Genomic DNA, 26,394 nt, shown 5'->3' with positions numbered 1-26,394 from the left:
GATCGTGTGACCTACGTTCACAGGTGCCGCGTCGGGTCCATGCGCTGGTGCAGGATCCGGATCACGTCCACGCCTTCCCCTCGCTCGATGTAGAAGAGCAGGTGACTGCCGATGCCGTATCGGCGGTAGCCCTCGCGGATCTCATCGCAGGCACGGCCCCGTCCGGGGTCGTCGGCGATGCGCTCTATCGCGGCCCGGATCTCGATCACATAGGTCTCGGCCTGGCGCACGTCCCAGCTCTCCCGGGTGAAATCCCATATGGAGGAGAGGTCGCGTCGGGCGGCAGGAGTGAGACGGTAGCCGGTCATGCCTTCTTCGCCGCGACGAACGCGTCGAAGTCGAAGGGCTCAGCCTCTCCGCTCTCCTCGCCGGCGACGAGGGCGGCGCGCAGAGCCGCCAGCCGAGTCTCCTGGTCCTCCAGCAGCCGGAGCCCTGCGCGGATGACCTCACTGGCGGACCGGTAGCGGCCGGAGGAGACCTCGCGTGAGAGGAAGTCCGAGAAGTGCGAATCCAAGCTGATCGAGGTGTTCTGAGCCATAGCACCACGATACCAAGGATTGGTAAGAGCGGCGGTCTCGCGGGAGAGGGAGGCGGGATAGCGGCTACGCGCCGGTGCGGTCGATCGCAGCCTCGAGCCGCTCCAGCTTCCCGTCGAGCTCGCCCTCATATCCGGGGCGGATGTCGGCCTTCATCACGAGCGATACTCGGGATCCGTACGGCAGCACCGCCTCGGTCGCGCGCTTCACCACGGCGAAGACCTCGTCCCACTCGCCCTCGATCTCGGTGAACATGCTGCTCGTGCGGTGCGGCAGACCCGACTCTCGCACCACTCCGACGGCCGCCGCGACGGCCTCGGACACCGAGCCGTCAGGATTACCGCCGCCGCTCGGCGCCACAGAAAATGCGAGGATCATGCGCGTGCCTTTCGTCCGGCCTCTCGGCGAGAGGAGCTTCCTCAGCGAGTATCCCAGCCCTCGCTCCGCCCCGCGAGCCATGATCCAGCAGCACCGATTCACCCGAGAGCACATGGTTTCGGCTGAGAGGTGCCGTTCTCCGGCGAATCCGTGCTCGAAGGTGAATCCGTTCTCCGGCGAATCCGCGCTCCGGCGTGAATCCGTGCCCGACCGCGAATCCGCGCCCGACCGCGAACCCGCGCCGGACCCTCGACGCCCCGTCAGATCTGCACACCGTGCCCGAAGCGGAACAGCGGATCGGCCGTGTCGAACGGCACATCGGAGCGCGAAGCCTCGACAGCCGCCATCGATCGCGGGATGTCGAACGGCAGCCGTCCCTGCGCGGTCGCTGCGCCCGAGAGCACATCGAGCAGCGCGGCGGCGTTGGCACCCCAGTTGACTGTGACGGCTGCGGCGACCTCGACGATCGGCTCGAGGATCGCCGGGCGGTCGAGCAGCACATCGATCACCGTCGGTACAGCCGACGCCACCTCACGCACGTGTGCGATGGCCTCGGGTGCGAAATCGAGCGATCCGGCGTGGAAGAAGTTCTCAAACGTCGTGCCGCGCTGCTCGTAGGGCGCCTGCAGGCGCAGCACCGCGAACTCGGCCTCGGCCGGGGTGCCGACCACGTCGCCGTAGCGGGCCGCGATCCGAGGGTCGATGCCCTCCACGTAGAGCTTCGGGCGGCGGGGGAGCGGCAGCGCGCCCGAGTTCGTGAGGACCGTGATCGATGCGCGCTGCGCCGCCTCCCCCGCGGCTCGGAAGTCGGCCCGGCCGACGATGAGATCAGCCGCGTCCTCATCGACATAGGGGGTGTCGAAGAGGCCCAGCTCGAACTTCTCGCGCAGCACCCGTCGCACCGAGTGGTCGAGCCGTTCCTCGGTCACGGCGCCCGACCTCACGAGCTCGATGAGCAGCTCAGGGCATGCTTCGCCCCCGAACTGGTCGACACCCGCGTCGAGCACCTTCTGCATGCGCTGAGGCGGAGTGAGATGCTCGACGCCCCAGGCGCGCGCGGGGAACGGTTCGCCGAAGATCTCGGCGTCGGTGATGAGCCCCCAGTCGGTGCACACGATCCCGTCGAAGCCGAAGCGCTCCCGCAGCAGCCCCGTGATCACCGACCTGTTGAAGCCGAAACCGACCTCCTCGTGCTCAGTGCCGATCGGCATGCCGTAGTAGGGCATGATCTGGCGCGTGCCGGCGGCGAACGCGGCCTCGAACGGACGCAGGTGCAGTTCGAACGCCCCGCCGGGATAGACCTGCTCGCGCCCGTGCGCGAAGTGCGGATCCTCCCCGTCCTTCTGGGGACCTCCGCCCGGGAAGTGCTTGGTCATCGTCGAAACGGACCCCGGCCCGAAGGCGGAGCCCTGGAACCCGCGGATGTAGGCCGCGCCCAGCCGGCCGGCGAGTTCGGCGTCCTCGCCGAATGTGGCCGACTGCCGCGACCATCGGGGCTCCGTCGCGAGGTCGATCTGCGGATGCAGTGCGGCGCGCATGCCCACCGCCACGTACTCCTGCCGAGCGATGTCGGCGAATCGCTCGACGAGCTCGGCGTCTCCGATCGCGGCGAGGCCGAGTGGTTCGGGCCACTGCGAGAATGGGCCGGCGAGGATCGCGGCGCCCGGGTTCTCGCTGAACGAGTGGCGCGGGTCGCTCGACAGGGTCACGGGGATGCCGAGTCGCGTGGAGGCCGCGAGCCGCTGCAGGGCGTTGTGCCACTCCGCCAGTTCGCGGCCCGTCGGCGCGCCGCCGGCCACGTTGAAGTGGGTCATGTGCCGGTCGATCACCACCTCCCGCGCCGACGGAATGCCGAACATCGCGTTGGCCGACTCGAGATCTCCCACAGTGATCATGGAGTGGAACAGCAGCCCGGCCTTCTCCTCGAGCGTCATCGCCGACCGCAACAGCTCGACCCGCTCCTCGACGGAGAGGCCGGGGGCGAGCCACGGGCGGTCTGCGCGCGGATGCGTCGTGCGTGCGTCACTGGTGAGATCGTGCATTACTGGACTCCTTTGATGCGATAGACGAGCAGGGCACCTGCAAGCGCGACGAGCGCGCCGAAGACGTACCAGGTGGTGTATCCGCCGAGCGGTGTCGATGCGCCGAGCGCGATGATCCCGGGCGCGATGGCGGGCGCGATCGACTGCGGCAGAGCGTTCGCCATGTTGAGCACACCGAGATCCTTCGCGGTGTCCTCGGGATTGGGGAGCACCTCGGTGGCGAGTGCGAGATCGACCGAGAAGAAGGAGCCGGTGCCGAAGCCGATGATCCCTTGGGCGATGATCAACGTGATGATGTCCGGGGCGAAGGCCAGCAGCAGGAGACCAACGACCATGATCACGCCGGCGAAAGCCACGAACGGGCGACGCTTGCCGGCGCGATCGGAGAGGATGCCGCCGAGCGGGCCCGAGATCATCATCATCGCCATCGAGGCGACGTTGGCGATGAGGATCGTCGAGATGGCCTCCTGCTCGCCGAGGCCGAATCGCTCGGTCAGGTAGAACGGCAGGAAGGTGGCAATCCCCGCGTAGCCGAACATGATGAGGAACTTCGTCAGCCACGTCCAGCCGAAGTCGGGGTGCTTCACGGGGTTGAACACGAATGCACCGAAGAACTGACCGATGGTGAATGCCTGCGCCGGCTTCTCGGTCAACCGGCGGTCCTTCAGCACGACGACGAACACCCCCGCGAGTGCGAGCCCGATGAGGCCGGGCACGACGAAGCGGGCGATGTCGTCAGACAGGAAGTTGATGAGCAGGTTGCCGGCGAGCAGGCCCACCGGGGTCGCGAGGCCGACGATGCCCGACACCTTGCCGCGACCGCGCGGGGGTACCTGGTCGGGCAGTGTGGCGTTGGCCGCGGCGAGCACAGCGTTCATGGCGGTCTGCACGAGGCACCACGCGACGAGAACGGCCCAGACCGATTGGGCGATGCCGATGATCGCGAGGCCGCCGACCCCGATGATTGTGCCGCCGAGGATCCACGGTCGCCGCATCCCCCAGCGTGAAGTGGTGCGGTCGGAGAGCCGTCCGGCGAGCGGATTGGCGACGAGCGCGAACAGCGCGCCCACTCCGAGCACGAGGCCCAGTCGAGCGGTTGTCTCCTCCGGTGATGCCGAGATGTGCTGCAGCTTGAACGCCATCGACACGAGCACCGGGGTGAGCAGTGCGATGAGAATGCCGAAATTAACCGCCGCGAGTCCGGCGGTGTAGCCCGGCGGCGCCTGGCGTGAAGCGCCGTCACCGGCGTTCTCGGCTGCCGCGTGCGCAGCGGGATCTGCGACCGGTGACAACTCTGTCATGAGGTTCCTTTCGACGGGGACGCCGGGCATCGACGGTGATGCCGGGTGAAGGAGACGATACCTCAAAATAGACCGGTTGTTAACAGAAAGCCGACCGCCTGTTCGCAATGGATTGATATGATGCCGACGGGACGCGGAAGAGATGGGGAACGATGGGCGGCGCTCAGGGAACGGCGAGGAGTGCTGCACGCGCGGCCTCGACCGAGCGCACGCGGGCCGCAATCCTCTCCGCTGCCCGCGGACTGTTCGTCGAGCAGGGCTATCGGGCGACCTCGCTGCGCGATATTGCCGCCTCTGCCGGGATCAGCGTCGCGGGACTCCTGAGGCACTTCCCCACCAAGGACGTGCTGCTCATCGCAGTGCTCGACGCGATCGAACGCGGGGAGGCCCCCGAACTGATCGACCGACTCGCCCAGGACCGATCCGGCGGGCTCCACTACGCGACGATCGCACGCTGGAACGCGACCGTGCCCGGGTACGCGGCACTCTATGCGGCGCTCACCGGCGAGGCGTCGACTTCGACGCACCCGGCCCACGCCTCGATGCGTAGTCGCTACGGCTCCCTGCGACACCGAGTCGCGTGCGAGCTGAGGGAAGCGAGCCGGCGCGGCGCCGTCGATGCGGCACGGGATCCCGACGCCGAGGCGGTGCGACTGATCGCGGGGTGGGACGGGCTGCAACTGCTGCAACAGTACCTGCCCCGGCGCGTCGACGTGGTGGAGCGCCTGGAAGCGCATCAGGTGCTGCTCGCCGCACCCCCGGGCAGCGCCGCACGGCGCGGCGACCGTCCGACGGATCCGGCACCCCTGCCGCGCGAGCCGTTGCGCGCCGAACCCGCGTCATCGGGCGGCTATCGGCCCGGCCGCGAGCGGCGCAGCCGCATCCTCGCCGACGCGATGGCTCTGTTCGCGCGCGACGGCTACGGGGACACGAGCCTGCGCGAGGTCGCCGACCGCGTGGGTGTCGCGAAGACCACGCTGCTGCACCACTACCCCTCGAAGGAAGCGCTTCTCGGGGCGGTGCTCGTCGAACGCGATCGCGCGGTGCAGGCCGCTGCGGCGGCGGACGACGCGGATCGCGCGGCCGAAGCGGTGCGGGCGATTCCTCGCGGTGCCGCCGCGAACAGCGTGTCCGAGCCCGGTCTCATCCAGGTGCACGCCGTGCTCTCATGCGAGGCCGTGCCGATCGGGCACCCGGCGCACGAGTACTTCGTGCATCGCTTCGAATCCGGGCTCGACTACTTCCGCGATCTCTTCGCCGGGGCTCGCTCCGACGGCGAGTTGGGCGTTGGACGGGATCCCGAGCACGAGGCCATCTGGTTGGTGGCGCTGTGGGAGGGGCTGCAGTACCAGTGGCTCTACGACCGCGGGGCCGTCGATGTGGGTGCGCAGCTCGACGCCCATCTCGCAGATGTGGTGCCGCGACCTGTCGACGCGTTCCCCGCGCTCGACTGAATCCGATGCGCGCAGAGGGCTCCGATCGTGCGCCGCCGCCCCGCGAGCCATGATCCGGCAGCACCGATTCACCCGAGAGCACGTGGTTTTGGCCCAGAGGTGCCGTTCTCCGGCGAATCCGTGCTCGAAGGTGAATCCGTTCTCCGGCGAACCCGCGCTCGAAGGTGAATCCGCGCACGGCCGCGAATCCGTGCTCGACGGCGAACCCGTGCATGACGGTGACCGGGTGCCCGACGGTGAATCCGCGCTCGGGCGTGAACCCGCGCCCGACCGCCGACCCGTGCCCGGCCTCGAACCCGCGCGCGGCCCCGACAGAGGCGGAGGCCCGCGCCCTCAGCCCTCCACGGGCAGGCGCACCCCGCCGGTGCGCGCCGGTCGCGGGCCGAAGCACAGGGCGATGGCCGCCCCGACGAGGATCACGCCCAGCGGCATGAGGATCGACTGCGCCATGGCAGCGGCGAATCCCTCGCGCAGCGGCTCGGGCAGAGCGGAGACGCCGGATCCGGCCTCTCCGCTGAAGCTCCCCAGGTCACCTGCGGCCGCACCCAGCTGCGCGCTGATGCGCGACTCCATGAGCGCCGCCATCGCCGCCGAGCCCATCACCGCGCCCACCTGCCGGCTCGTGTTGTAGACGCCGGATCCGGCTCCGGCGAACTTCGGCGCGAGACCGAAGGTGGTGAGCGTCGCGAGCGGCCCCCACATGAACGCGTTGCCGAGTCCGAGCACGGCGCTCGGGATCAGCAGCAGCCAGATGGGCGTGTCGGGCCGGGCCAGCAGCACGTACAGCAGCAGGCCCGACGCCACGAGCAGCAAGCCCAGCAGCGGCACCCGGCGCGGATCGCGGCGATCGATGAGCAGGCCCACGGGCCGCGCGAGCGCGATCGAGAGCACCGCCATCGGCACCATCATCAGTGCGGCCTGCGTGGGCGCGAGCCCGAGCACCAGTTGCAGGTAGAACATCAGCGGCAAGCCCATGCTCGTCACCGCGAACCCCACGGTCACGATCGCGGCCGTGCCGACCGAGAAGTTGCGGTCGCGGAAGATCTGGAGCGGGATCAGGGGCTCGCCCCGCTGCCAGCGCTGCCACAGCACGAACATCACGAGGACGAGGGCGCCGACGATGATCATGCCCCAGACGGTGATCGGCCCCCAGATCACGCCCCAGTCGTAGCTGGCCCCCTCCTGGATCCCGAACACCAGCAGGAACATGCCGACCGCGCTCATCAGCACTCCGAGCCAGTCGAAGCGGTGCGCGCTCGTGGGCAGCCGGGGCACGAAGCTCATCGCGAGCACGAAGGCGAGCACCCCCACCGGCACATTGATGAAGAAGATCCACTCCCAGCCCCACGCGTCGAGCAGGAAGCCGCCGAGGATCGGCCCCACGAGCGTGGCGACGCCCGCGGTGACCCCCCACACGGCCATGGCCGAGCCGCGCTCGGTCGGCGCGAAGATGCGCGTGATCACGGCCATGGTCTGGGGCGTCATGAGGGAGGCCCCGAGCCCCTGCAGCACGCGCGCCGCGACGAGCGCCTCGATGCTCGTCGACAGCCCGCAGGCGAGCGAGGAGAGCGTGAAGATCGTCAGCCCGATCAGGTAGATGCGACGCGGGCCGAAGCGATCGCCCAGCCGTCCGGTGATGAGCAACGGCACGGCGTAGGCGAGCAGGTAGGCGCTCGTCGCCCAGAGGGTCGCGACCATGGTCGTCTCGAGCCCCTGCATGATCGACGGGTTCGCCACCGACACGATCGTCGTGTCGACGAGGATCATGAAGAAGCCGAGCACCAGCGACCACAGCGCCGCCCACGGGCGGATGCGCGGAGCGGTGCCGGGCGGGGTCGGCCGCGCCGAGGGTGCGGGGTCGTTGCTCACCCGGTCAGCCTACTCCCGAGCCCCGACAGGCCCCGCAGCGCCCGGCACGCGCGAAGGCGCTACCCCTTGATCGCCTCGCCGAGCTTGACGCGCGACCCGGTGCGCAGGATGGAGTTGCTGTAGATGCGGGCGCCGATCCAGAGCACCACCGCGATGGACACCACGAGCACGCCGAGCGACAGCAGCGGCTCCCACCACTCGGCCGTACCGAGATATAGCCGCATCGGCATACCGATGGGTGCCGAGAACGGAATATAGCTCATGATCGCAAGCGCCTGCGGGTTGTCGTTGAAGAAGATGATGGCGAAGTAGGGCAGCATCACCAGCCACATCACCGGGCTGACGGCGGAGGCGACGTCCTCCTGCCGCGACACCAGCGTGGCCAGAGCCGCGTACATCGTCGCCAGCAGCACGAATCCGAAGGCGAAGAGCACGCCGAACCAGATGAGCGAGGTGCCGAGCTCGCCGAGCAGCAGATCTTGCCCGGTCGCCAGCATGCCCACCGACGCGATCGCCACGATCGCGACCACCTGCGCGAGCGCCAGGATGCTGTTGCCGAGGATCTTGCCGGCAAGCATGGTGCGCGCCGAAACCGTGGCGAGCAGGATCTCGACGATGCGGGTCTGCTTCTCCTCGACGACGCTCTGGGCGATCGTGGTACCGAAGGTGATCGCGCTCATCATGTAGAGCACGCCGAAGGCGACCGCGATGATGTAGGCGAGCGCGGGATTCTCGGCGGTCGGCGCGAGCAGCTCGACGGTCGGCACGGCCGAGAGCGCCTGCAGCACGTCGCTCGGCGGGCTGTCCGAGGCGAGCACGGTCAGCCCGACGGGCGTGTCGCCGCCGGGGAGCACGGCCGCGTCGACCTCGCCGTCGAGCACCAGCTGCTCGGCGCCAGCGCGATCCGGCGCATCGGTGACCTCGAAGCCCAGATCGGCGAGCCCGGGAGCGCTCTGTCCCACCACGGCGACCTTCGTCGGGCCGCCGAGACCGCCCGACTGCGCGAGGAATCCGCTCACCAGCACGCCGGCGAGCACGAACAGCAGCAGCACGATGCTCGAGATGACGAACGCCTTGCTGCGCAGCTTCGTAGTGATCTCGCGCTCGGCGACGAGCCAGGCGCCCTGTGGCCCGCTCATCGGGCGCGCGCCGGCGCGCGCGCGGGGTTCGGTATGGGTACTCATTGCACGACCTCCTTGAATATCTGGGCCAGGGTGGGCGTGACCGGGCCGAAGCGGCGCACGACGGTCTGGGATCCGGGGGTCTGCGAGCGCCCCACCGCGTGGGCGAGCACGCCCTGTGCGGCCTCCTCCGACGCGTCGAACCGTGCGAACCCGCCGTCGAGGTGCGTCACCTCGACGCCCGGCTGATCCCGCACCCATCCCGCGTCGCCGACCGGACCGGCGAGTTCGATCTCGAACGCGCTGCCCGAGTGCTCGGCCCGCAGGCTCTCGCGCGATCCGGAGGCGAGGATCCTGCCGCCGCCGATCACCACGACGTCGTCGCAGAGCCGCTCCACGATGTCGAGCTGATGCGAGGAGAAGAGCACCGGCGCGCCCTGCGCCGCGTAGTCGCGCAGCACGCCCAGCACCACCTCGACGGCGATGGGGTCGAGGCCGGAGAACGGCTCGTCGAGCACGAGCGCGGTCGGCTCGTGCACCAGGGCCGCCGCGATCTGCGCGCGCTGCTGGTTGCCGAGCGAGAGGCTCTCGAGGGTGTCGCCGGCGCGCTCGGAGAGCCCGAGACGCTCGATGAGGCCGCTCGCGGAGGTCTTCGCGGACTCCGCGCTCATGCCGTGCAGCCGGCCGAGGTAGACCAGCTGCTCGAGCACCTTCATCTTGGGGTAGAGTCCCCGCTCCTCGGGCATGTAACCGAACCGCGCGCGATCGGCCGCCGTGAGCGGCCGGCCGTCGAGGGTCACCGTGCCGGCGTCGGCCGCGAGCACCCCCAGGATGATGCGCATGGTCGTCGTCTTGCCCGCTCCGTTGCCCCCCACGAAGCCGGTCATGCGGCCGCCCTGAACGCGGAAGCCCACGTCGTCGAGCACTCTCCGCTCGCCGAAGCTGCGGGAGACGCCTGCGATCTCGATCATCTCGCTCCTTTCGTCGAGTCCAGCCTGCCGGGTGCCGGGCGCGGGCGCCTCCCCCGCGCGGCGGATTCTCGTCCTCCTGAGGGTCGATCGCCCGTCTGTGTGTTGGGGGCGGAGGGAGTGCATCGAGGGAGGGCATCGAGGGACAGGCCTCCCCCGTGCGGCGGAGGCGCGACCGCACGACAGGTTCTACGCTGGTCAGCATGGCCGAGATCATGAGCACCGGGTGGAGCAGACCCGCACCCGGCGCGTCGGAGCTGCGCACCGATCTCGGCCTCGCGATCCTGCTCGCCTTCGCGGCGACGCTCACCTCGCTGCTCTACGCCCGTGCCGGCCTCTTCGAGCAGCCGGCAGAGCCGTGGGTGTGGGCGCTGGGCCTCGGCCTGTGCACGCTGCCGCTCGCGCTGCGCCGCCGCTACCCGGTGCCGGTGGCGCTCGTGGTCGCGGGCGGCTTCTACGTGTGCGGGGAGTTCGCCGTGCCCGAGGTGCTCATCATCAACATCTGCCTCTTCATCGCCCTCTACACCGTGGGCGCCTGGGAGCGGCACCGGGTGCTGGCGTTCTGGAGCCGGTTCGGGATCGGCATCGGCATGATCGTGTGGCTGGTGCTCTCCCTGATCATCGCGTCGTCCGAGGAAGACGCGTTTCCCGGCTTCTCGCGCTCGGGCATCTTCTCGGCATACGCCACCTACGCGATCATCCAGATCGTCATGAACCTGCTCTACTTCAGCGGCGCCTACTACTTCGGGGAGCGGTCGTGGCGCGCCGCGCGCACGCAGGCCTTGCTCGAGGCGCAGGGGCACGAGCTCGCCCTGGAGCGGCAGACGAGCGCGCTACAGGCGGTGGCGCTCGACCGCGTCGAGATCGCGCGCGAACTCCACGATGTGGTGGCGCACCACGTCTCGGTGATGGGGATCCAGGCCGCGGCCGCGCGGCGCAGCCTCGCCACCGATCCCGAACGAGCGGAGGCGGCGCTCGAAACGGTCGAGGAGAGCGCGCGCACAGCCGTGGAGGAGCTGCGGCAGCTCGTGCACACGCTGCGCACCCCCGAGGCGGAGGGCTCGGCGAGCACGATCGGCATCGCCCACCTGGCCTCGCTCGTCGCGGAGTCGCGGCACGCCGGGGTGCCGGCCACCCTCATCGTCGCCGGCGACGCCCGCCCCCTGCCGCTGCTCATCGACGTGGCCCTGTACCGCGTGGTGCAGGAGGCGCTCACGAACGTGCGCAAGCACGCGGGGCGCGGCGCCTCGGCTGAGGTGCGCCTGCGCTTCGAGCTCGACGCGGTCGAGGTCGAGGTGAGCGACGACGGGGTGCGACAGACGCTGGATCGCGGCGGCGCGCCGGGCGGACGCCTCGGCCTGCAGGGCATGCGGGAGCGCGTCGGAGCCGTCGGCGGCGAGATCAGCGCCGGGCGGCGGGAGCGCGGCGGGTTCATGGTGCGTGCCCGGGTGCCGCTCCACCAGCGGGCGACGGTGCCGGCATGATCCGCGTGATGCTGGTGGACGATCAGGAGCTGGTGCGGTCGGGCTTCCGCATCATCCTGGAGTCGGAGCCCGACATCGAGGTGGTCGGGGAGGCGGCGAACGGCGCGTCGGCCGTCGAGCTCGCGGCGACCGTGCGGCCCGACGTGATCTGCATGGACGTCGAGATGCCCGAGATGGATGGGATCGAGGCCTCGCGGAGGATCCTGTCGCCTCGGGCTCCGACCGTCGCGACGCAGGGGCCCGGCGGCGCCGGCGACCGCCGGGCAGGCCCCGCGCCGTCGATCCTGATCCTCACCACCTTCGGCCACGACGCCTACCTCTTCGACGCGCTCGCGGCGGGGGTGAGCGGCTTCCTGCTCAAGACCTCGCGGGCCGAGCAGTTGATCGACGCGGTGCGGTCGCTCGCGGCGGGCGACGCGCTGCTGGGGCCCAATGTCACCCGAGCGGTGATCGAGCGGGTGGCTGCGGATCGCGCGCGGTCGGGCAGCGGGCGCGCGCCCTCGGATCCGCCGCTGGATCCCGCCCGGCTCGCCGACGGCTCCGGATCCCGCGGCATTCCCGGTGCGCCGGATTCCGCCGTCGCCGCCGTCACCCCCGCCTCTGCGGGCTCGCCCGCCTCGCCCGGCCCGAGCGACTCCCCCGGTACGCCGGCCGCGATGGAGCGGGCGGGCCTCACCGAGCGGGAGCGCGAGGTGCTCGGCCTGCTGGCCGAGGGTCGCTCGAACGCCGAGATCGCGGCCGCGCTCTTCCTGGGCGAGGCGACGGTGAAGACGCACGTGTCGAACGTGCTGCAGAAGCTGGGCGTGCGGGATCGCATCCAGGCCGTCGTCTGGGCGCACACGCGCGGCGCGGTGTAGCGCCGCGCCGCGCCCCGCGGCACCGAGACCGAGGCAATTGTGCGAGACCGACGCATGCAGCGCCGCAGACTCGCTCCGTCTGGAGCAACGGGCGCGGGTTCGACGCGGAGAAGTGCCCGCCCCGCGTCAGCCCGCAGTCGAGGCGCGCACGACCAGCCGGGGCTGGAATACGACCTGCTCGCGGTCGGCCGCCGTGCCGGCCTCGGCCTCCTTGAGCAGCAGATCGACGGCGGTGGCCCCGATCTCGGCAGCGGGCTGGCGCACCGAGCTGATGGGCACCACCGCGGCGCTCGCGAAGTCGATGTCGTCGTAGCCGATGAGCGCCACGTCCTCCGGCACGCGCAGCGAGCCCGTCATCACGAGCGCCTGCAGCACGCCCATGGCGAGCAGGTCGTTCGCGGCGAAGACCGCGTCGGGGCGCCGCTCGGGCGCCATCTCGACCAGCTGAGCGCCGATCCGCCGCCCCTCGAGCACGCTCAGCGCCTCGGTCGGGAACACCTCGAGCGAGACGCCCTCGTGCGGCTCGACGACGGACCGCGCCCCGGCGAGACGATCGTCGATCTGCTCCAGGCCCTGCGGGCCGCCGACGAACGCGATGCGGCGGCGCCCCACATCGACGAGGTGCTGCACGGCGATGCGCCCGCCCTCGACGTCGTCGACGGCGACGGAGGAGAAGCTGCGGTCGCTCGTGCCGCGGTCGACGAGGACCACGGGGATCCCGACGTCGCGCAGCCTGCGCAGCTGCGTGAGCTGCGTGCGCACCGGCGAGATGAGCACGCCGGCGACGCGGTGCTCCTCGAACATGTCGAGCAGGCTCTGCTCGCGCGCACGGGAGTCGTCGCTGCCGCCCATGAGCACGGTGTATCCGTCGTCGAGCGCGCGGCTCTGGGCACCGTGGGCCAGGTCCATGAAGAAGGGGTTGCGGGTGTCGAGCACCACGAGCCCCAGGCTGCGACTGCGGCCGGCGCGCAACTGCCTGGCGGCGTCGTTGCGCACGAAGCCGAGGCGCTCGATCGCCTCGTGCACCCGCGATACCGTGCCCGGTGCGACGATCTCGGGCCGGTTCAGCACGTTCGACACGGTGCCGACCGACACGCCCGCGGCGCGGGCGACATCCCGGATGCTGCTCGCCATCGCGCCTCCCTCCCGCCCCGCGAAGACGGAGTCGTGATCATGCAGTTGCGGTCAGTCTACCCACGGGGACGAGCTTTTTGAAACGCTTCAATAACAACCGCGGCCTTTTCGGCGACCCCGCCTTGACGGGCTTGAAACGCATGTGATTCAATGCGTATTGAAACGATTCATTAACGTTGCGGGAACACGTTCGACACAGCCTGCGACAGGAAGCCGTGAGTTCAATGAAGAGACCACCCGCCGAGGGCAGCCCGCTGCTCGCCCTCCACGGAGCAGTGAAGACGTTCGGTCCTGTCGTGGCGCTCGCCGACGGCACTATCGAACTCCGCTCCGGAGAGATCCACGCCCTGGTGGGCGAGAACGGGGCCGGCAAGTCCACGCTCGTGAAGATCCTGGCCGGCCTGCACCACCCCGACGCCGGCGACTTCAGGATCGAGGGCGCCCCGCAGGCCTTCCGCTCGGTCGCCGACAGCAAGGCCGCCGGAATCTCCGTCATCTACCAGGAGCCCACGCTGTTCCCCGATCTCACGGTCGCGGAGAACATCTTCATCGGCCGCCAGCCCAAGGGCCCCACCGGCCTCATCAGCCGCTCGATGATGCGCGAGCAGGCGGCGGAGCTGTTCGCGCGGCTCGGGGTGCCGATCGACCCGGATCGCGCCGCCGAGGGGCTCTCCATCGCCGATCAGCAGATCATCGAGATCGCGAAGGCCATCTCGATGGACGCCCGCGTCCTCATCATGGATGAGCCGACCGCCGCCCTGAGCGGCGTCGAGGTCGAACGGCTCTTCACCGTGGCGCGGGCGCTGCGCGAGCGCGGGGCGGCGATCATGTTCATCTCGCACCGCTTCGAGGAAGTCTTCGACCTCAGCGACCGCATCACGGTCATGCGCGACGGCCGCTACATCTCCACCGTGCGCACCGCCGATGCGACGGTGGAGGGCATCGTCAAGCAGATGGTCGGCCGCGACGTGGACCAGCTCTTCCCGAAGACCGAGGCCGTGATCGGCGACCCCGTGCTGCAGGTGCGCGGGCTCACGAGCGCCGGCGTGTTCCGCGACATCGACCTCGAGGTGCGCGCGGGCGAGATCGTGGGGCTGGCCGGCCTGGTGGGCGCGGGGCGCTCGGAGGTGGCCCGGGCCGTCTTCGGCGTCGACGGATACGACTCGGGATCGGTCGAGATGGACGGCCGGCCCCTGCAGAAGAACAACGTGCAGCGCGCGATCGACGCCGGCATCGGCTTCGTGCCCGAGGACCGGCGCAAGCAGGGGCTCGTGATGGAGCTCTCGGTGGCGCGCAACGCCACACTCGCACTCCGCAAGACCCTCGCCCGCTTCGGCCTCATCAGCGGCGCGCACGAGCGCCGGGTCGCCGCGGAGTGGTCGCAGCGCCTGCACGTGAAGACCGGCTCGATGGACTACGCGGTCTCGACGCTCTCCGGCGGCAACCAGCAGAAGGTGGTCCTCGCCAAGTGGCTGTCGACCGAGCCGCGCCTGCTGATCGTCGACGAGCCCACGCGCGGCATCGACGTGGGCACCAAGTCCGAGGTGCATCGCCTGCTCTCGGATCTCGCGGGGCAGGGGATCGGGATCCTGATGATCTCGAGCGAGCTGCCCGAGGTGCTCGGCATGGCCGATCGCGTGGTGGTGATGTGCGAGGGGCGCGTGACCGCCACCCTCGACCGCTCGGAGGCGACGCCGGAGAGCGTCATGCACGCCGCGACGCACGCGCACGAAGCGACGACGGAGGTTTCCGCATGAGCACCACGACCTCGCAGATCGCGCCCCCGCGGCGCTCCCGGCTCTCGGGTCTGCTGCGCGCCCGCGAGCTGCCCGTCTCGATCGCGCTGATCGCGCTCGTCGGCCTCACCTACGCGGCCAACCCGCTGTTCCTCTCCCCGCAGGGCACGAAGGATCTGCTCCTCAACGCCACGATCATGATCATCCTGGCCGCGGGCCAGACGCTCGTCATCATCACGCGCAACATCGACCTCTCGGTGGGGTCGATCCTCGGCCTCGTCGCGTTCGGCACCGGGTCGCTCTTCGCGAACGTCGAGGGCATCCCCATCTGGGCCGTGTTCGCGATCGGGATCGTCTTCGGCGCCGTGCTCGGCGCCGTCAACGGCCTGCTCGTCACCTTGGCCGGGGTCCCCGCCCTCGTCATCACGCTGGGCACGCTCTACATCTTCCGGGGCGTCAACAACTGGTGGGCGGGCGGCACCCAGTACTTCGCCGACGACAGGCCGGACGCGTTCGGCGGCCTCGCGGTCGACACCCTGTTCGGCTTCCCGATCATCACCCTCATCGCGATCGTGGTCGTCGTGGTGCTCGCCGTCGCCCTGGCGGGCACCCGCGCAGGTCGCGACCTCTACGCGATCGGGTCGGATCCGGCCGCGGCGCGCCTCTTCGGCATCGCGATCGGGCGGCGGGTCTTCTTCGCCTTCCTCGCCAACGGCATGCTCGCGGGCCTGGCCGGAGTGCTGTACGCCGCACGGTTCAACTCCGTGGGGGCCACGACCGGCACGGGGATGGAGCTCAACGTGGTCGCGGCAGCGGTCGTCGGCGGCGTCGCGATCTTCGGCGGCAGCGGCTCGGTCGTGGGCGCGGGACTCGGCGCGCTGCTGCTGACCACCATCACCGGCGCGCTGACCGCACTGCGGGTCGACAAGTTCTGGCAGCAGGCGATCGTCGGCGTGCTCATCCTGACGGCGATCCTGATCGATCGGGTCGCCTCGATACGCACCGCCAGACGGCTCAAGACCGGCGCGGCGAGCGAGGAGAAGAAATGACGAACACCGAGACCTCGGCGACGCTCACCGCCGCCAGCACGTCGAAGACGCTGCGCGGCGAGCCGAAGGGCCGCACGGGCCTCGCGCGGATCCTGCTCGGCCGGGACGCGGTCATGATCGGGCTCCTGCTGGTGACGATCGTGCTCTTCGCGCTCTTCATCCCGCGCTTCGCCTCGCCCCTGACCGTCGGCTTCCTGCTGCTCGACGTGATCCCGGTGCTGCTGATCGCCATGCCCATGACCCTCATCATCATCACGGGCGAGATCGACCTCTCCGTCGCATCGATCGCCGGCCTCACGAGCGCCTCGCTCGGCGTGATGTGGGCCGCCGGCTTCGACATGAACACGGCGATCCTGCTCTCGATCCTCATCGGCGTGGCGGCGGGCGCGTTCAACGGCGTCCTCATCGCCTTCGTCGGGCTTCCGTCGCTCGCCGTGACGATCGGCACGCTCGCGCTGTTCCGCGGCCTCGCGCTCGTGGTGATCGGCGACAACGCGGTCGCCAACTTCCCGCCCGAGTACAACGCGTTCGTCACGTCGAAGCTGGGCGCCACCGGGATCCCGACCGTGATGATCGGGGTGCTCGCGGTGGTCGCGGTCTTCGGGGTGCTCCTCCACTTCACCCCGTTCGGACGCGGCCTGTACGCGATGGGCTACTCGAAGGAGGCGGCCCGATTCGTCGGCATCGACGTCGTCAAGTCGAAGTTCTGGCTCTACGTCGCGAGCGGCGGGGTCTCGGCGCTCGCGGGCATCTACTGGACGCTGCGCTACTCGAGCGCCCGGTCCGACAACGCCACCGGGCTCGAACTCACCGTGGTCGCCGCCGTGCTGCTCGGCGGGGTCTCGATCTTCGGCGGTCGCGGATCGATCCCGGGCGTGTTCGCCAGCGTGCTGCTGATCGGCACGATCAACTACGCCCTGCGGCTCGGCCGCGTGTCCGAGGTCGTGCTCGTGATCGTGACGGGCGCTCTGCTCATCGTCTCGGTCGTGACGCCGAGCATCGGAGCGGCCCTGCGACGGCTCGGCCACGAACGCAGAATCCGAAGAGAACTCCCCCGGTCCGACGGCCCGGGGCCCACCGGCGCCTGAACCCACTGACGCCACACCGAAAGGAAGCACGATGAATCTCTCACTGAAGCAGCGGGGTCGACGTCGACTCGCGCTCGCGGGCTCGATCGTCTCGATCGCGGCCCTCGCACTGGCCGGCTGCGCCTCCGGCGGCACCGGTGGCGGCGACGCCGCCGAGGGCGGCGAGGATCTCACCATCACGTTCATCCCGAAGCAGCTCAACAATCCCTACACCGACGTGGTGCTCGGCGGCGGCGAGGAGGGCGCGAGCGCCGCGGGCTTCGCCTCGAGCCAGGTCGTCGGCCCCCTCGATGCGAGCGCCTCGAGCCAGGTCTCGTTCATCAACGCCGAGACGCAGGCCGGCACCAACGTCATCGTCATCGCGGCGAACGACCCCGACGCCGTGTGCCCGGCGCTCGAGGAGGCCCGCAGCGGCGGCGCGAAGATCGTGGCCTTCGACTCCGACACCAACCCCGACTGCCGCGACGTGTTCGTGAGCCAGGTCGTCGCGAAGGACGTCGCGCTCATCCAGCTCGAGCTGATCTCCGAGCAGATCGGCGGGGAGGGCGAGATCGCCATCCTCTCGGCCACGGCCAACGCGACGAACCAGAACGAGTGGATCGCCTTCATGGAGGAGGAGCTCGCCTCGAACCCCGACTACGCCGACATCGAGCTCGTCACGAAGGTCTACGGCGACGATGACGACACGAAGTCGTTCCAGGAGGCCCAGGGCCTGATGCAGGCCTACCCCGACCTCAAGGGCATCATCTCGCCCACCACCGTCGGGATCGCCGCGACGGCGCGCTACCTCTCCACGTCGGAGTACAAGGGGCAGGTCGCCCTCACCGGGCTCGGGCTGCCCAACGAGATGCGCCCGTTCGTGAAGGACGGCACCGTGACCGAGTTCGCGCTCTGGGATCCGGCTCAGCTCGGATACGTCTCGGCCTTCGCGGGCCAGGCCCTCGCGGACGGCACGATCACCGGCGCCGAGGGGGACACCTTCGAAGCCGGCGATCTCGGCGAGCGCGAGGTGGGAGCGGACGGCATCGTGATCGTCGGCCCGCCCACCGTGTTCAACGCCGACAACATCGACGACTACGACTTCTAGTCGTCGCGTGCGGGGCCGCTCCGGCCCCGCACGCCCCGGGGCGGGTCCGGGACCCCCGGCCCCTCCCCCCCCCCCCCCCCCGAATCGCTCCCCTCGACCCGATCTTGAGCAAGGAACCGACTGAGCCCCGCTTCACGGCAGATCGCCGATCTCCTTCCCACCCGCACGCCGCAAGCCGCGCATCGGCCTGGTCGCCGGCGGCCTCGGCGCCTACTGGCCGCAGTTCCCCACGCTGCTGCCGCAGCTGCAGGAGTCGTCGCGCTACGTCTCCCAGCGATTCTCGGAGATGGACGCCGAGGTCACCGACGTCGGATTCATCTCGGATGCGCAGGAGGGCGCGGCGGCGGCCGAGCAGCTGCGCCGGGCCGACTGCGACCTCATCGTGCTCTTCCTGACGACGTACCTCACGGCGTCGATGGTGCTGCCGATCGCCCAGCGGGCGAACTCCCCGGTGCTCGTGATCGACCTGCAGCCCACCGAGAAGATGGATCACGCCTCCTTCGGCACCGGGGAGTGGTTGGCGTACTGCGGCCAGTGCCCCGTGCCCGAGGTCGGCAACGTCTTCCGCCGCGCCGGGATCCCGTTCCGCTCGGTGTCGGGGTGGCTGCGGCAGGAGAGCGCCTGGGCCCGGATCGAGCAGTGGATCTCGGCGGCGCACGTGCGCGCCGCGCTGCGCCACGCCCGCCACGGGCTCATGGGGCACCTCTACCCCGGCATGCTCGACGTCTCGACCGACCTCACGCTGCTGCCGTCGACCTTCGGCTCCCACGTCGAGGTGCTCGAGTTCGACGATCTGCGGGCGCGCGTGGAGAAGGTCACCGACGATGAGGTCGCCGAGCGGATGGCGCTCGCGCGCGAGGTCTTCACCCTCGACGCATCCGTGCAGGACGAGGACTTCGCGTGGGGCGCCCGCGTCTCGGTGGGGCTCGATCGCCTGGTGGACGACTTCGAGCTCGACTCGCTCGCCTACTACCATCGCGGACTCGACGGCGAGCAGCACGAGCGGCTGGGCGCCGGCATGATCCTCGGCGCTTCCCTGCTGACCGCGCGGGGCATCCCCGCGACCGGCGAGTTCGAGCTGCGCACCACCGTCGCCCAGCTCGCATCTCAGGTGATCGGAGCGGGCGGATCGTTCTGCGAGATCCAGGCCCTGAACTTCGAGGACGACGTCGTCGAGATGGGGCACGACGGCCCCGCGCACCTGTCCGTCTCGGCGCGCGACCCGCTGCTGCGCGGCCTGGGCGTCTACCACGGCAAGCGCGGCTGGGGCGTCTCGGTCGAGTTCGACGTGCAGCACGGCCCGGTGACCCTGCTCGGTCTCGGCCAGGACGCCGACGGCGGGCTGTCGTTCATCGCCTCGGAGGGCACCTCGGTGCCCGGCCCGCTGCTCGAGATCGGCAACACGACGACGCGCATCGACTTCGGCCGCGATCCCGGCGAGTGGGTCGACGACTGGTCGGCGACCGGCGTGGGGCACCACTGGAGCCTGTCGGTCGGGCACCGCGCCGGCACCTATCGCGCCGCGGCCTCGCTGCTCGGCATCGACTACCGGGAGGTGTGATCGTGGGCCGGTACTGCTTCCAGCTGCGGGTGCGGCCCGACCGCATCGCCGAGTACCGCGAGCGGCACGCCGCCGTGTGGCCGGACATGCTGCGGGCGCTGCGCGACGCGGGCTGGCGCAACTACTCGCTCTTCCTCGGCGAGGACGGGCTGCTGATCGGCTACGTCGAGGCCGAGGCGCCCCTCGAGACCCTGCAGGCGGCCATGGAGGCCACCGAGGTCAACGCCCGGTGGCAGGCGGAGATGGCCCCGTTCTTCCTCGACCTCGACGGTCGTCCCGACACCGGTTTCGTCCGACTGACCGAGGTCTTCCATCTCGAGGACCAGCTGGCCGCGATCAGCGGCTAGGCGCCCTCACCAGGACTCACCCCACAGCATGAGAGAAACAGGACTCGCATCATGACCACGACCCTCACCCCGGAGATCCTCTCCGCCCTCGAGCAGCAGGCCGTCGAGGTCCCCTCCTGGGCCTACGGCAACTCGGGGACCCGATTCAAGGTGTTCACCACCGCGGGCACGCCGCGCGACCCGTTCGAGAAGATCGCCGACGCGGCCCAGGTGCACCGGCACACGGGCCTCGCCCCCGTCGTGGCGCTGCACATCCCGTGGGACCGCGTCGACGACTACGCCGCGCTGCGCGACTTCGCGTCGGAGCAGGGCGTCGCCATCGGCACGATCAACTCCAACACGTTCCAGGACGACGACTACAAGTTCGGCGCGCTCACCCACGAGGACGACCGGATCCGCCGCAAGGCGATCGACCACCACCTCGAATGCATCGACGTCATGGATCGCACCGGCTCGCGCGACCTGAAGATCTGGCTCGCCGAGGGATCGAACTACCCCGGCCAGTCCGACCTGCGCGCCCGGCAGGATCGCCTGCAGGATTCGCTCCAGACGATCTACGCGCGACTCTCGGACGAGCAGCGCCTGGTGCTCGAGTACAAGTTCTTCGAGCCGGCGTTCTACCACACCGACGTGCCCGACTGGGGCACCTCGTACGCCCAGGTGGCCGCGCTCGGCGACCGCGCGATGGTCTGCCTCGACACCGGGCACCACGCCCCGGGCACCAACATCGAGTTCATCGTGATGCAGCTGCTGCGCCTCGGCAAGCTCGGCTCCTTCGACTTCAACTCGCGCTTCTACGCCGACGACGACCTCATCGTCGGCGCCGCCGACCCGTTCCAGCTGTTCCGCATCCTCGTCGAGGTGATCCGCGGCGGCGGCCTCAACCACCCCGACGTCACCTTCATGCTCGACCAGTGCCACAACGTCGAAGCCAAGATCCCCGGCCAGATCCGTTCGGTGCTGAACGTGCAGGAGATGACCGCGCGGGCCCTGCTGCTCGACGGCGAGGCCCTGGCGGCCGCGCGCTCGGACAACGACGTGCTCGCGGCGAACGAGATCTTCATGGACGCCTTCTACACCGATGTGCGCCCCGCCCTCGCCGCGTGGCGGGAGTCGCGCGGCCTGCCTGCTGACCCCATGCGCGCGTACGCCCGCTCGGGCTACCAGCAGCGCATCGAGGCGGATCGCGTCGGAGGCACCCAGGCCAGCTGGGGCGCCTAGTGACCCGCTCCGCCCCCGCCGGCGCCCCCGCCGGCACCGCCGTCGCCGCGGTCGATCTGGGCGCCACGAGCGGCCGGGTGATCCTCGGTCGCGTCCACGAGGGGACGCTGCACGCGCAGCACGTGGCGCGCTTCGCGAACGATCCGGTGCGCACGCGCGACGGCCTGCACTGGAACCTGCTCGAGCTCTACCGGCAGGCGCTCTCAGGCCTCGCGCTCGCCGAGCGCGAGTCGCCCGGCGAGATCGCGTCCGTGGGCATCGACTCCTGGGCGGTCGACTACGGCCTGCTGCGCGACGGCCGGCTGCTGGGCCTGCCCTACCACTACCGCGACGGGCGGTGCGAGGCCGGCGTCGCCGCGGTGCACGCCCGGGTGCCGGCCGCGCAGCTGTACGCGCGCAACGGGCTGCAGCACCTGCCGTTCAACACAGTCTTCCAGTTCGCGGCGGAGGGGGAGCTGCTGGGCCTCGCCGACCGCGCGCTGCTCATCCCCGACCTCCTCGACTACTGGCTCACCGGCGTCGAAGCGGCCGAGCGCAGCAACGCGTCGACGACCGGGCTGCTGGATCCGCGCACCCGCGAGTGGGATCTGGAGCTCGCGTCGTCGCTCGGGATCCCGCATCGCATGCTGCCCCCGCTCATCGACGCGGGCACCCCGCTGGGGCAGCTGACCCCGGAGGCGGCCGCGGTGGTGGGCCGCCCGCTCGACGTGGTCTCGGTGGCCTCGCACGACACGGCCTCCGCCGTCGCGGCGGTCCCGGCGGAGCGCCCCGACTTCGCCTACGTCTCCTGCGGCACCTGGGGCCTCGTCGGTCTCGAGCTCGCTGCGCCGGTGCTGAGCGAGGAGGCGTACCGCGCCAACTTCACGAACGAGGGCGGGATCGGCGGCACCACCCGGTTCCTGCACAACGTGATGGGGCTGTGGCTGCTCTCCGAGTCGCTGCGCCACTGGGAACCCGGGGCCACGGACGCCCAGCGCTCCAGCCGCCTGAGCGAGCTGCTCGACGAGGCGGCGCGGACGGGCGAGGGGGCTCCGATCTTCGACGTCAACGACCCGGTGTTCCTCCCCCCGGGCGACGTGCCCGGCCGCATCCGCTCCTGGCTGGCCGAGCGCGGCGAGCGCGTGCCCGAGACGGCCGCCGAGATCGTGCGCTCGATCGTGGAGAGCCTCGCCGCGGCCTTCGCCGACGCGGTGCGCGAGGGGGCCCGACTCTCCGGCCGCACGGTCTCCGTCATCCACATCGTCGGCGGCGGTTCCCAGAACACGCTGCTCTGCCAGGCGCTCGCCGACCGCTCGGGCCTCCCCGTGCTCGCCGGCCCCGTCGAGGCGACGGCGATGGGCAATCTGCTCGTACAGGCGCAGACCCTCGGGCTCGTCGCTCCCGGCCTCGACGCGCTGCGCGCGGTCGTGGCGCGCTCCGCGCGGATCGTCGCGTACGCGCCGCGCGGGGACGGCTCGGCCGCGTAGGCGGCGTCCGTCCGGCGCGGCTCAGGCCCGGCGCGCCTCGTTGAGCGCGCAGAGCGCCTCGAATCGGTCGAGGCGCTCGGCGTACGCCGCCGAACGGGCCGCGTCCGGCGCGTAGCTCGCCTGGATCTCGCGGCCGAGGCCGCGCACGGCGTCGAGCGAAGCAATGGCCCCGACCGCGAGACCCGCCAGCACTGCGGCGCCCTGGGCCGCCCCGTGCCCGCTCGCCGGACGGTCCACCGGCACCCCGAGCACATCGGCCTTGATCTGGAGCCACGCGCGCGACGACGAACCGCCGCCCGTCGAGACGACCCGGTCGACCGGGTAGCCGGCAGCGGCGATGGTCGCGACGTCTCGCGCGAGCGCCAGGGCGTTGCCCTCCATCGCGGCGAGCATGAGGTCGTGCCCGTCGGTCGCGAGGTCGACGCCGTCGATCACGCCCCGCGCATGCCGATTCCAGCTCGGGGTGCGCTCGCCGGCGAGACTCGGCACCATGGTGAGCCGACCGGGCCGCTCGCGCGCCAGCAGCGTCTCGTCGTCGCGCAGGTCGCGCGCCGCGTCGAGGCCGTTCACCCAGTCGATCGTCGCGCCCGCGGTGACCTGGGCGGTGAACAGCAGGTCGACCCCGGGAACGCAGTGCCGGGAGTGCAGGAAGCCGGGGACCCGGGTGCCGCGCGGCACGGGCAGAATCGTGACGCTCGAGAACCCCGTCATGTCGACGAGCGGGTCGCCCGGCTCGAGCACCCCCGCCTCGAGCGCCGAGCCGATGGAGTCGATGCCGCCCGCGACGACCCGCGCGCCCGCGGTGATCCCCGTGGCCTCGGCGGCCCGGGCGCTCACCGCGCCCACGACCTCAGCAGCGGGCACGATCCGCGGCAGATAGCGCAGGGCGGGCTCCGCCTCGACGAGGGCGGCGTCGAACGCGCCCGCCTCGTCGTCGAATCCCTGCATGAGGGCGGCCGTCGTGTCGTCGAGCACGCTCGCCCCGCTGAGGCGGCGCACGATGAATCCGTTGGCGGAGAGCACGTGCTGGGCACGCGCGAGCTCGGCCGGCCGGTGCGCGGCGAGCCACGGCAGCTTCGCGGTGCCGAAGAACGGGTCTGCTCCGTTGCGGGAGCGGGACACGATCTCGGCGATGCGCCGGGCCTCGGCATCGGCGCGACGGTCGAGCCAGGTGAGCGCGGGAGACGTCGGATCGCCCGCCTCGTCGACGGGCACCAGCGTCGGCGCCTGCGAGGTCACCGCGACCGCGGTCACCTCGCGCCCGTTCACCACGCGTCGGGTGACGGCGCACACGGCCTCCCACCACGCCTCGGCGTCCTGCTCCGCAGCCGCCCCCTCGGTGGCGGTCGGGTAGCGCTGGGAGGCGTCGGCCACCAGCGTTCCGCGGCGATCGGTGGCGACCACCTTCACCGAGCTGGTGCCGACGTCGATACCGAGGAGGAGTGCGGTCATGTCTCTACTCTGCCTGTGATTCGGGGCGGAAGCCCCCGGGATGGATCTGAACCGGCGCGCCTCAGCGCGTCGCGCCCTGCGGGAGTCCGCCGAGAGGGTGCAGCAGCGGCTCACCCGAGAGATACCGTCTGATCTCCTCGGCGACCCCGTCGGCCGCGCGATCCGTCGTCTCACGGCTCGCTCCCGCGATGTGCGGGGTGAGCACGATGTCGTGCCCCGCGGCGGCGAGCGCGAAGATGCGGTGCCCGAAGTCGACCGGCTCCTCCGGGTAGACGTCGAAGGCGGCGCCCGCGAGTTGGCCCCGCTCGACCGCGTCGGCCACCGCGTCGTAGTCGACCAGCCCGCCTCGGGCGGCGTTCACGAGGCGGGATCCCGGCCGCATCAGGGCCAGCCGCTCGGCGTTCACGAGGTGCGTCGTCTCCGGGGTGAGGCGCGCGTGCACCGACACCAGATCGGATGCGCGGAACACCTCGTCGATGGTGTCGGCCCGCCGCACGATCCCGTCGAGCACCCCCTCGGGCAGATACGGATCGAAGACGACGACATCGGCGCCCATCGCGGCGAAGACACGGGCCACGTGGGCGCCGACGGCGCCGGCGCCCAGCAGCCCGATCGTCGCGCCGGCGATCTCGCCCCCGACCTCGTCGAAGCGGTAGAACCCGCCGCGCCACTCGTGCGCCAGGAGGGTGTTGTGCGACAGCGGGATGCGGCGCAGCAGCGCCAGCGAGAGCCCGATGGTCATCTCGGCGGTGGAGACGCCGTTGCGCCCCGGCACGTTCGCGACCAGCACGCCGCGTGCGCGGGCGGCGTCGAGGTTGACGTTGGTGGGGCCGCCGCGTGAGACTGCGATCAGCCGGAGGTCCGGGCTCTCCGCGAGCACCCGGTCGGTGAGCGGCGCCAGCTGCGTGGCGATGGCCGTGGCGCCCCGCAGCGCCTCGATGAGCTGCTCCTCGGTGCCCGACGCCTCGTCCACCTCGGCGACGCGGCCGAAGGGGGCGTCGGGCCAGGGGAACTCGATCTCGCGGATCTCGACCGGGTGATCGGCGAGCGCGCGCTCGAGCGATCGGCGCAGGTGCGCGGAGCGGATGAAGAGGTCTCCCGCGGCGAGGATGCGTGTCATCGGTGTCTGCCTCGTATCTTGCTGGTTCGGGGCGCGGATCGGCGCGGCTGCGCCGCCCCGCGCCGGGGCGGTGGGGCGCGGATCGGGCCGGACGGGGCCCGATCCGCGGCCGGGGTCGGGGATCAGCCGCCGAAGACCTCGTCGAAGTACTCCTGCGCGTTGCTCTCGTCGATCACGGTGATGGGCATGTACTGGTCCTTCTCCACGTCCTCGCCGGCGAGGAGGTCGGAGGTGATGTCGACGAGCGTGCGGCCGTGGGCCTTGCCGCCGCCCAGGCTGACCGAGGCCTTCTGCGGGTCGCCCTTCAGGATGTTCTCGATCTCGATGCTGGTGGCGTCGATCCCGAACAGGCCGAACGACTCGTAGTCCGTGATGCCGCTGGCCTTCACGCCCTCGTTGCCGCCCTGCGCGCCGCCGCCGCCGATGGTGGCGATCACCTTCATGTCGGGATTGGCCTGCAGGAAGTTCTCGGCGTTCGTCACGCCCTCCTCGGCGGTGAGCGCCGAGTTGGTGGCGACGAGCTCCGCGTTCGGGGCGAGCTCCTCGATCGCGTCCTTGATGCCGTTGGCGCGGTCGATGATCTCGGGGAAGGTGGGGAGGTCCATGAGGCCCCACTCGACGACGCTCTCGTCGCCGTAGTTCTCGGTGATCCAGTTCGCAGCGGCCTCGCCGTTGGCGTAGCCCGTGTTGTAGGCGTCGACGAGGTACTGGGCATCGTAGTTGTCGAGCACCTGCGTGTAGCCGACGACCTTGATGCCGGCGTCCTGCGCCTTCTTCGTCACGTCGACCAGCGACTTCGCGTCGACGGCGCAGATGATGATCGCGTCGACGCCCTGCTGGATGAAGTTCTCGATCTGGGTGACCTGGGTCGAGGCGTCGCTCTTGGCGTCGACGTAGTTGACCGCGAGATCGTTCTCGGCCCCGTAGCTCTGCGCCTCCTGCACCAGCTCGGCCCAGACGGGGTTCGAGAGGTCGGAGAAGGTGACGCCGACCGAGTACTCGTCGCCCGAGGCGTCCGCCCCTCCGGCGCCGCCTCCGTCGGACGAGCACGCCGACATGCCGAGCAGGAGCGCCCCTGCGGCGAGGACTGCGGTGATCTTCTTCATTGAGATTTCCTTTCGAT

23 protein-coding genes are annotated in these 26,394 nt (G+C 70.8%); 11 read left to right on the top strand and 12 right to left on the bottom strand.

All coding sequences use genetic code 11. The annotated features are described in order from the left end of the window. Window positions 1–17 precede the first annotated feature (17 nt). From EVS81_RS09895 to EVS81_RS09875, 5 genes are all read right to left on the bottom strand, one after another. Window positions 18–308, bottom strand: a complete 291-nt coding sequence (locus EVS81_RS09895; RefSeq protein ID WP_130110250.1) for a type II toxin-antitoxin system RelE/ParE family toxin — start codon at window positions 306–308, stop codon at window positions 18–20. Then, window positions 305–538 (bottom strand): type II toxin-antitoxin system ParD family antitoxin, encoded by a 234-nt coding sequence (locus EVS81_RS09890; RefSeq protein WP_130110249.1) that lies wholly within the window; start codon window positions 536–538, stop codon window positions 305–307. The genes EVS81_RS09895 and EVS81_RS09890 overlap by 4 nt, the downstream gene beginning before the upstream one ends. Before the next feature lie 64 nt (window positions 539–602). Next, window positions 603–914 carry a thiamine-binding protein gene (locus tag EVS81_RS09885; RefSeq protein ID WP_130110248.1) on the bottom strand — a complete coding sequence of 104 codons (312 nt, stop codon included), beginning with the start codon at window positions 912–914 and terminating at the stop codon, window positions 603–605. A 260-nt stretch (window positions 915–1,174) separates the two neighbouring features. After that, entirely contained in the window at window positions 1,175–2,956 is a 1,782-nt protein-coding gene (locus EVS81_RS09880) for a glycoside hydrolase family 3 protein (RefSeq protein ID WP_130110247.1), read from the bottom strand. Continuing rightward, window positions 2,956–4,257, bottom strand: a complete 1,302-nt coding sequence (locus EVS81_RS09875) for an MFS transporter (RefSeq protein ID WP_130110246.1) — start codon at window positions 4,255–4,257, stop codon at window positions 2,956–2,958. Before EVS81_RS09875 ends, EVS81_RS09880 begins: the two co-directional genes overlap by 1 nt. 152 nt (window positions 4,258–4,409) lie before the next feature. Here EVS81_RS09875 and EVS81_RS09870 point away from each other — a divergent pair, with 152 nt between their 5' ends. Next, entirely contained in the window at window positions 4,410–5,711 is a 1,302-nt protein-coding gene (locus EVS81_RS09870; RefSeq protein ID WP_130110245.1) for a TetR/AcrR family transcriptional regulator, read from the top strand. A 333-nt stretch (window positions 5,712–6,044) separates the two neighbouring features. Here the strand turns inward: EVS81_RS09870 and EVS81_RS09865 are convergent, their stop codons facing one another. The 3 genes from EVS81_RS09865 to EVS81_RS09855 form a co-directional block, all read right to left on the bottom strand. Next, on the bottom strand, window positions 6,045–7,478 hold the full coding sequence (locus EVS81_RS09865; protein WP_240740068.1) for a DHA2 family efflux MFS transporter permease subunit: 1,434 nt from the start codon (window positions 7,476–7,478) through the stop codon (window positions 6,045–6,047). Between the two features lie 161 nt (window positions 7,479–7,639). Beyond that, window positions 7,640–8,764 carry an ABC transporter permease gene (locus EVS81_RS09860; RefSeq protein ID WP_130110244.1) on the bottom strand — a complete coding sequence of 375 codons (1,125 nt, stop codon included), beginning with the start codon at window positions 8,762–8,764 and terminating at the stop codon, window positions 7,640–7,642. Then, window positions 8,761–9,672 (bottom strand): ABC transporter ATP-binding protein, encoded by a 912-nt coding sequence (locus EVS81_RS09855; RefSeq protein ID WP_130110243.1) that lies wholly within the window; start codon window positions 9,670–9,672, stop codon window positions 8,761–8,763. Before EVS81_RS09855 ends, EVS81_RS09860 begins: the two co-directional genes overlap by 4 nt. Before the next feature lie 200 nt (window positions 9,673–9,872). Between EVS81_RS09855 and EVS81_RS09850 the strand changes: the two genes are divergently transcribed. Both EVS81_RS09850 and EVS81_RS09845 read left to right on the top strand, forming a co-directional pair. Beyond that, complete coding sequence (locus EVS81_RS09850) at window positions 9,873–11,153, top strand: sensor histidine kinase (RefSeq protein ID WP_130110242.1); 1,281 nt, start codon at window positions 9,873–9,875, stop codon at window positions 11,151–11,153. After that, window positions 11,150–12,010 (top strand): response regulator transcription factor, encoded by an 861-nt coding sequence (locus tag EVS81_RS09845; RefSeq protein WP_130110241.1) that lies wholly within the window; start codon window positions 11,150–11,152, stop codon window positions 12,008–12,010. Before EVS81_RS09850 ends, EVS81_RS09845 begins: the two co-directional genes overlap by 4 nt. Before the next feature lie 126 nt (window positions 12,011–12,136). Here the strand turns inward: EVS81_RS09845 and EVS81_RS09840 are convergent, their stop codons facing one another. Then, window positions 12,137–13,144 (bottom strand): LacI family DNA-binding transcriptional regulator, encoded by a 1,008-nt coding sequence (locus EVS81_RS09840; RefSeq protein WP_130110240.1) that lies wholly within the window; start codon window positions 13,142–13,144, stop codon window positions 12,137–12,139. Between the two features lie 224 nt (window positions 13,145–13,368). On the opposite strand from EVS81_RS09840, the gene EVS81_RS09835 reads away from it, so the two are divergent. The 8 genes from EVS81_RS09835 (at window position 13,369) to EVS81_RS09800 (ending at window position 22,699) form a co-directional block, all read left to right on the top strand. Then, complete coding sequence (locus tag EVS81_RS09835) at window positions 13,369–14,901, top strand: sugar ABC transporter ATP-binding protein (protein WP_130110239.1); 1,533 nt, start codon at window positions 13,369–13,371, stop codon at window positions 14,899–14,901. Further along, window positions 14,898–15,929 carry an ABC transporter permease gene (locus tag EVS81_RS09830; protein WP_130110238.1) on the top strand — a complete coding sequence of 344 codons (1,032 nt, stop codon included), beginning with the start codon at window positions 14,898–14,900 and terminating at the stop codon, window positions 15,927–15,929. Before EVS81_RS09835 ends, EVS81_RS09830 begins: the two co-directional genes overlap by 4 nt. Further along, window positions 15,926–17,017 (top strand): ABC transporter permease, encoded by a 1,092-nt coding sequence (locus EVS81_RS09825; protein ID WP_130110237.1) that lies wholly within the window; start codon window positions 15,926–15,928, stop codon window positions 17,015–17,017. Before EVS81_RS09830 ends, EVS81_RS09825 begins: the two co-directional genes overlap by 4 nt. 31 nt (window positions 17,018–17,048) lie before the next feature. Further along, a complete protein-coding gene (gene rhaS / locus EVS81_RS09820; protein ID WP_130110236.1) occupies window positions 17,049–18,104 on the top strand; it encodes a rhamnose ABC transporter substrate-binding protein in 1,056 nt (351 codons plus the stop codon). Window positions 18,105–18,390: 286 nt separating this feature from the next. After that, window positions 18,391–19,665, top strand: coding sequence for an L-fucose/L-arabinose isomerase family protein (locus EVS81_RS09815; RefSeq protein WP_240739799.1), 1,275 nt, complete (start codon window positions 18,391–18,393; stop codon window positions 19,663–19,665). Window positions 19,666–19,667: 2 nt separating this feature from the next. Next, complete coding sequence (locus EVS81_RS09810; RefSeq protein WP_130110234.1) at window positions 19,668–20,012, top strand: L-rhamnose mutarotase; 345 nt, start codon at window positions 19,668–19,670, stop codon at window positions 20,010–20,012. Window positions 20,013–20,063: 51 nt separating this feature from the next. Beyond that, on the top strand, window positions 20,064–21,233 hold the full coding sequence (rhaI, locus tag EVS81_RS09805) for an L-rhamnose isomerase (RefSeq protein ID WP_130110233.1): 1,170 nt from the start codon (window positions 20,064–20,066) through the stop codon (window positions 21,231–21,233). Then, window positions 21,233–22,699 carry a rhamnulokinase gene (locus EVS81_RS09800; protein WP_130110232.1) on the top strand — a complete coding sequence of 489 codons (1,467 nt, stop codon included), beginning with the start codon at window positions 21,233–21,235 and terminating at the stop codon, window positions 22,697–22,699. The genes rhaI and EVS81_RS09800 overlap by 1 nt, the downstream gene beginning before the upstream one ends. A gap of 21 nt (window positions 22,700–22,720) precedes the next feature. On the opposite strand, the gene EVS81_RS09795 is transcribed toward EVS81_RS09800, so the two are convergent. From EVS81_RS09795 to EVS81_RS09785, 3 genes are all read right to left on the bottom strand, one after another. Continuing rightward, complete coding sequence (locus tag EVS81_RS09795; RefSeq protein WP_130110231.1) at window positions 22,721–24,151, bottom strand: xylulokinase; 1,431 nt, start codon at window positions 24,149–24,151, stop codon at window positions 22,721–22,723. A 61-nt stretch (window positions 24,152–24,212) separates the two neighbouring features. Then, window positions 24,213–25,271: an NAD(P)-dependent oxidoreductase gene (locus EVS81_RS09790; protein ID WP_130110230.1), complete on the bottom strand. Its 1,059-nt coding sequence runs from the start codon at window positions 25,269–25,271 to the stop codon at window positions 24,213–24,215. Window positions 25,272–25,393: 122 nt separating this feature from the next. Further along, window positions 25,394–26,377 carry a sugar ABC transporter substrate-binding protein gene (locus EVS81_RS09785; RefSeq protein ID WP_130110229.1) on the bottom strand — a complete coding sequence of 328 codons (984 nt, stop codon included), beginning with the start codon at window positions 26,375–26,377 and terminating at the stop codon, window positions 25,394–25,396. Window positions 26,378–26,394: the final 17 nt, after the last annotated feature.

This window comes from Leucobacter triazinivorans (assembly GCF_004208635.1).
In the GTDB taxonomy this organism is placed as follows: domain Bacteria; phylum Actinomycetota; class Actinomycetes; order Actinomycetales; family Microbacteriaceae; genus Leucobacter; species Leucobacter triazinivorans.
The sequence above is the reverse complement of the archived record's forward strand: the minus strand, read 5'-3'. Positions and strand labels throughout refer to the sequence as shown.

Excerpts from the sequence above, each read along its gene's own strand:
- EVS81_RS09880 (WP_130110247.1), bottom strand. The coding sequence starts at position 2,956 with ATGCACGATCTCACCAGTGACGCACGCACGACGCATCCGCGCGCAGAC.
- EVS81_RS09890 (WP_130110249.1), bottom strand. The coding sequence starts at position 538 with ATGGCTCAGAACACCTCGATCAGCTTGGATTCGCACTTCTCGGACTTC.
- EVS81_RS09875 (WP_130110246.1), bottom strand. The coding sequence starts at position 4,257 with ATGACAGAGTTGTCACCGGTCGCAGATCCCGCTGCGCACGCGGCAGCC.
- EVS81_RS09870 (WP_130110245.1), top strand. The coding sequence starts at position 4,410 with ATGGGCGGCGCTCAGGGAACGGCGAGGAGTGCTGCACGCGCGGCCTCG.
- EVS81_RS09845 (WP_130110241.1), top strand. The coding sequence starts at position 11,150 with ATGATCCGCGTGATGCTGGTGGACGATCAGGAGCTGGTGCGGTCGGGC.
- EVS81_RS09860 (WP_130110244.1), bottom strand. The coding sequence starts at position 8,764 with ATGAGTACCCATACCGAACCCCGCGCGCGCGCCGGCGCGCGCCCGATG.
- EVS81_RS09835 (WP_130110239.1), top strand. The coding sequence starts at position 13,369 with ATGAAGAGACCACCCGCCGAGGGCAGCCCGCTGCTCGCCCTCCACGGA.
- EVS81_RS09855 (WP_130110243.1), bottom strand. The coding sequence starts at position 9,672 with ATGATCGAGATCGCAGGCGTCTCCCGCAGCTTCGGCGAGCGGAGAGTG.
- EVS81_RS09790 (WP_130110230.1), bottom strand. The coding sequence starts at position 25,271 with ATGACACGCATCCTCGCCGCGGGAGACCTCTTCATCCGCTCCGCGCAC.
- EVS81_RS09795 (WP_130110231.1), bottom strand. The coding sequence starts at position 24,151 with ATGACCGCACTCCTCCTCGGTATCGACGTCGGCACCAGCTCGGTGAAG.
- EVS81_RS09895 (WP_130110250.1), bottom strand. The coding sequence starts at position 308 with ATGACCGGCTACCGTCTCACTCCTGCCGCCCGACGCGACCTCTCCTCC.
- EVS81_RS09840 (WP_130110240.1), bottom strand. The coding sequence starts at position 13,144 with ATGGCGAGCAGCATCCGGGATGTCGCCCGCGCCGCGGGCGTGTCGGTC.
- EVS81_RS09815 (WP_240739799.1), top strand. The coding sequence starts at position 18,391 with ATGGACGCCGAGGTCACCGACGTCGGATTCATCTCGGATGCGCAGGAG.
- EVS81_RS09825 (WP_130110237.1), top strand. The coding sequence starts at position 15,926 with ATGACGAACACCGAGACCTCGGCGACGCTCACCGCCGCCAGCACGTCG.
- rhaI (WP_130110233.1), top strand. The coding sequence starts at position 20,064 with ATGACCACGACCCTCACCCCGGAGATCCTCTCCGCCCTCGAGCAGCAG.
- EVS81_RS09830 (WP_130110238.1), top strand. The coding sequence starts at position 14,898 with ATGAGCACCACGACCTCGCAGATCGCGCCCCCGCGGCGCTCCCGGCTC.
- EVS81_RS09865 (WP_240740068.1), bottom strand. The coding sequence starts at position 7,478 with ATGATCCTCGTCGACACGACGATCGTGTCGGTGGCGAACCCGTCGATC.
- EVS81_RS09785 (WP_130110229.1), bottom strand. The coding sequence starts at position 26,377 with ATGAAGAAGATCACCGCAGTCCTCGCCGCAGGGGCGCTCCTGCTCGGC.
- rhaS (WP_130110236.1), top strand. The coding sequence starts at position 17,049 with ATGAATCTCTCACTGAAGCAGCGGGGTCGACGTCGACTCGCGCTCGCG.
- EVS81_RS09850 (WP_130110242.1), top strand. The coding sequence starts at position 9,873 with ATGGCCGAGATCATGAGCACCGGGTGGAGCAGACCCGCACCCGGCGCG.
- EVS81_RS09885 (WP_130110248.1), bottom strand. The coding sequence starts at position 914 with ATGATCCTCGCATTTTCTGTGGCGCCGAGCGGCGGCGGTAATCCTGAC.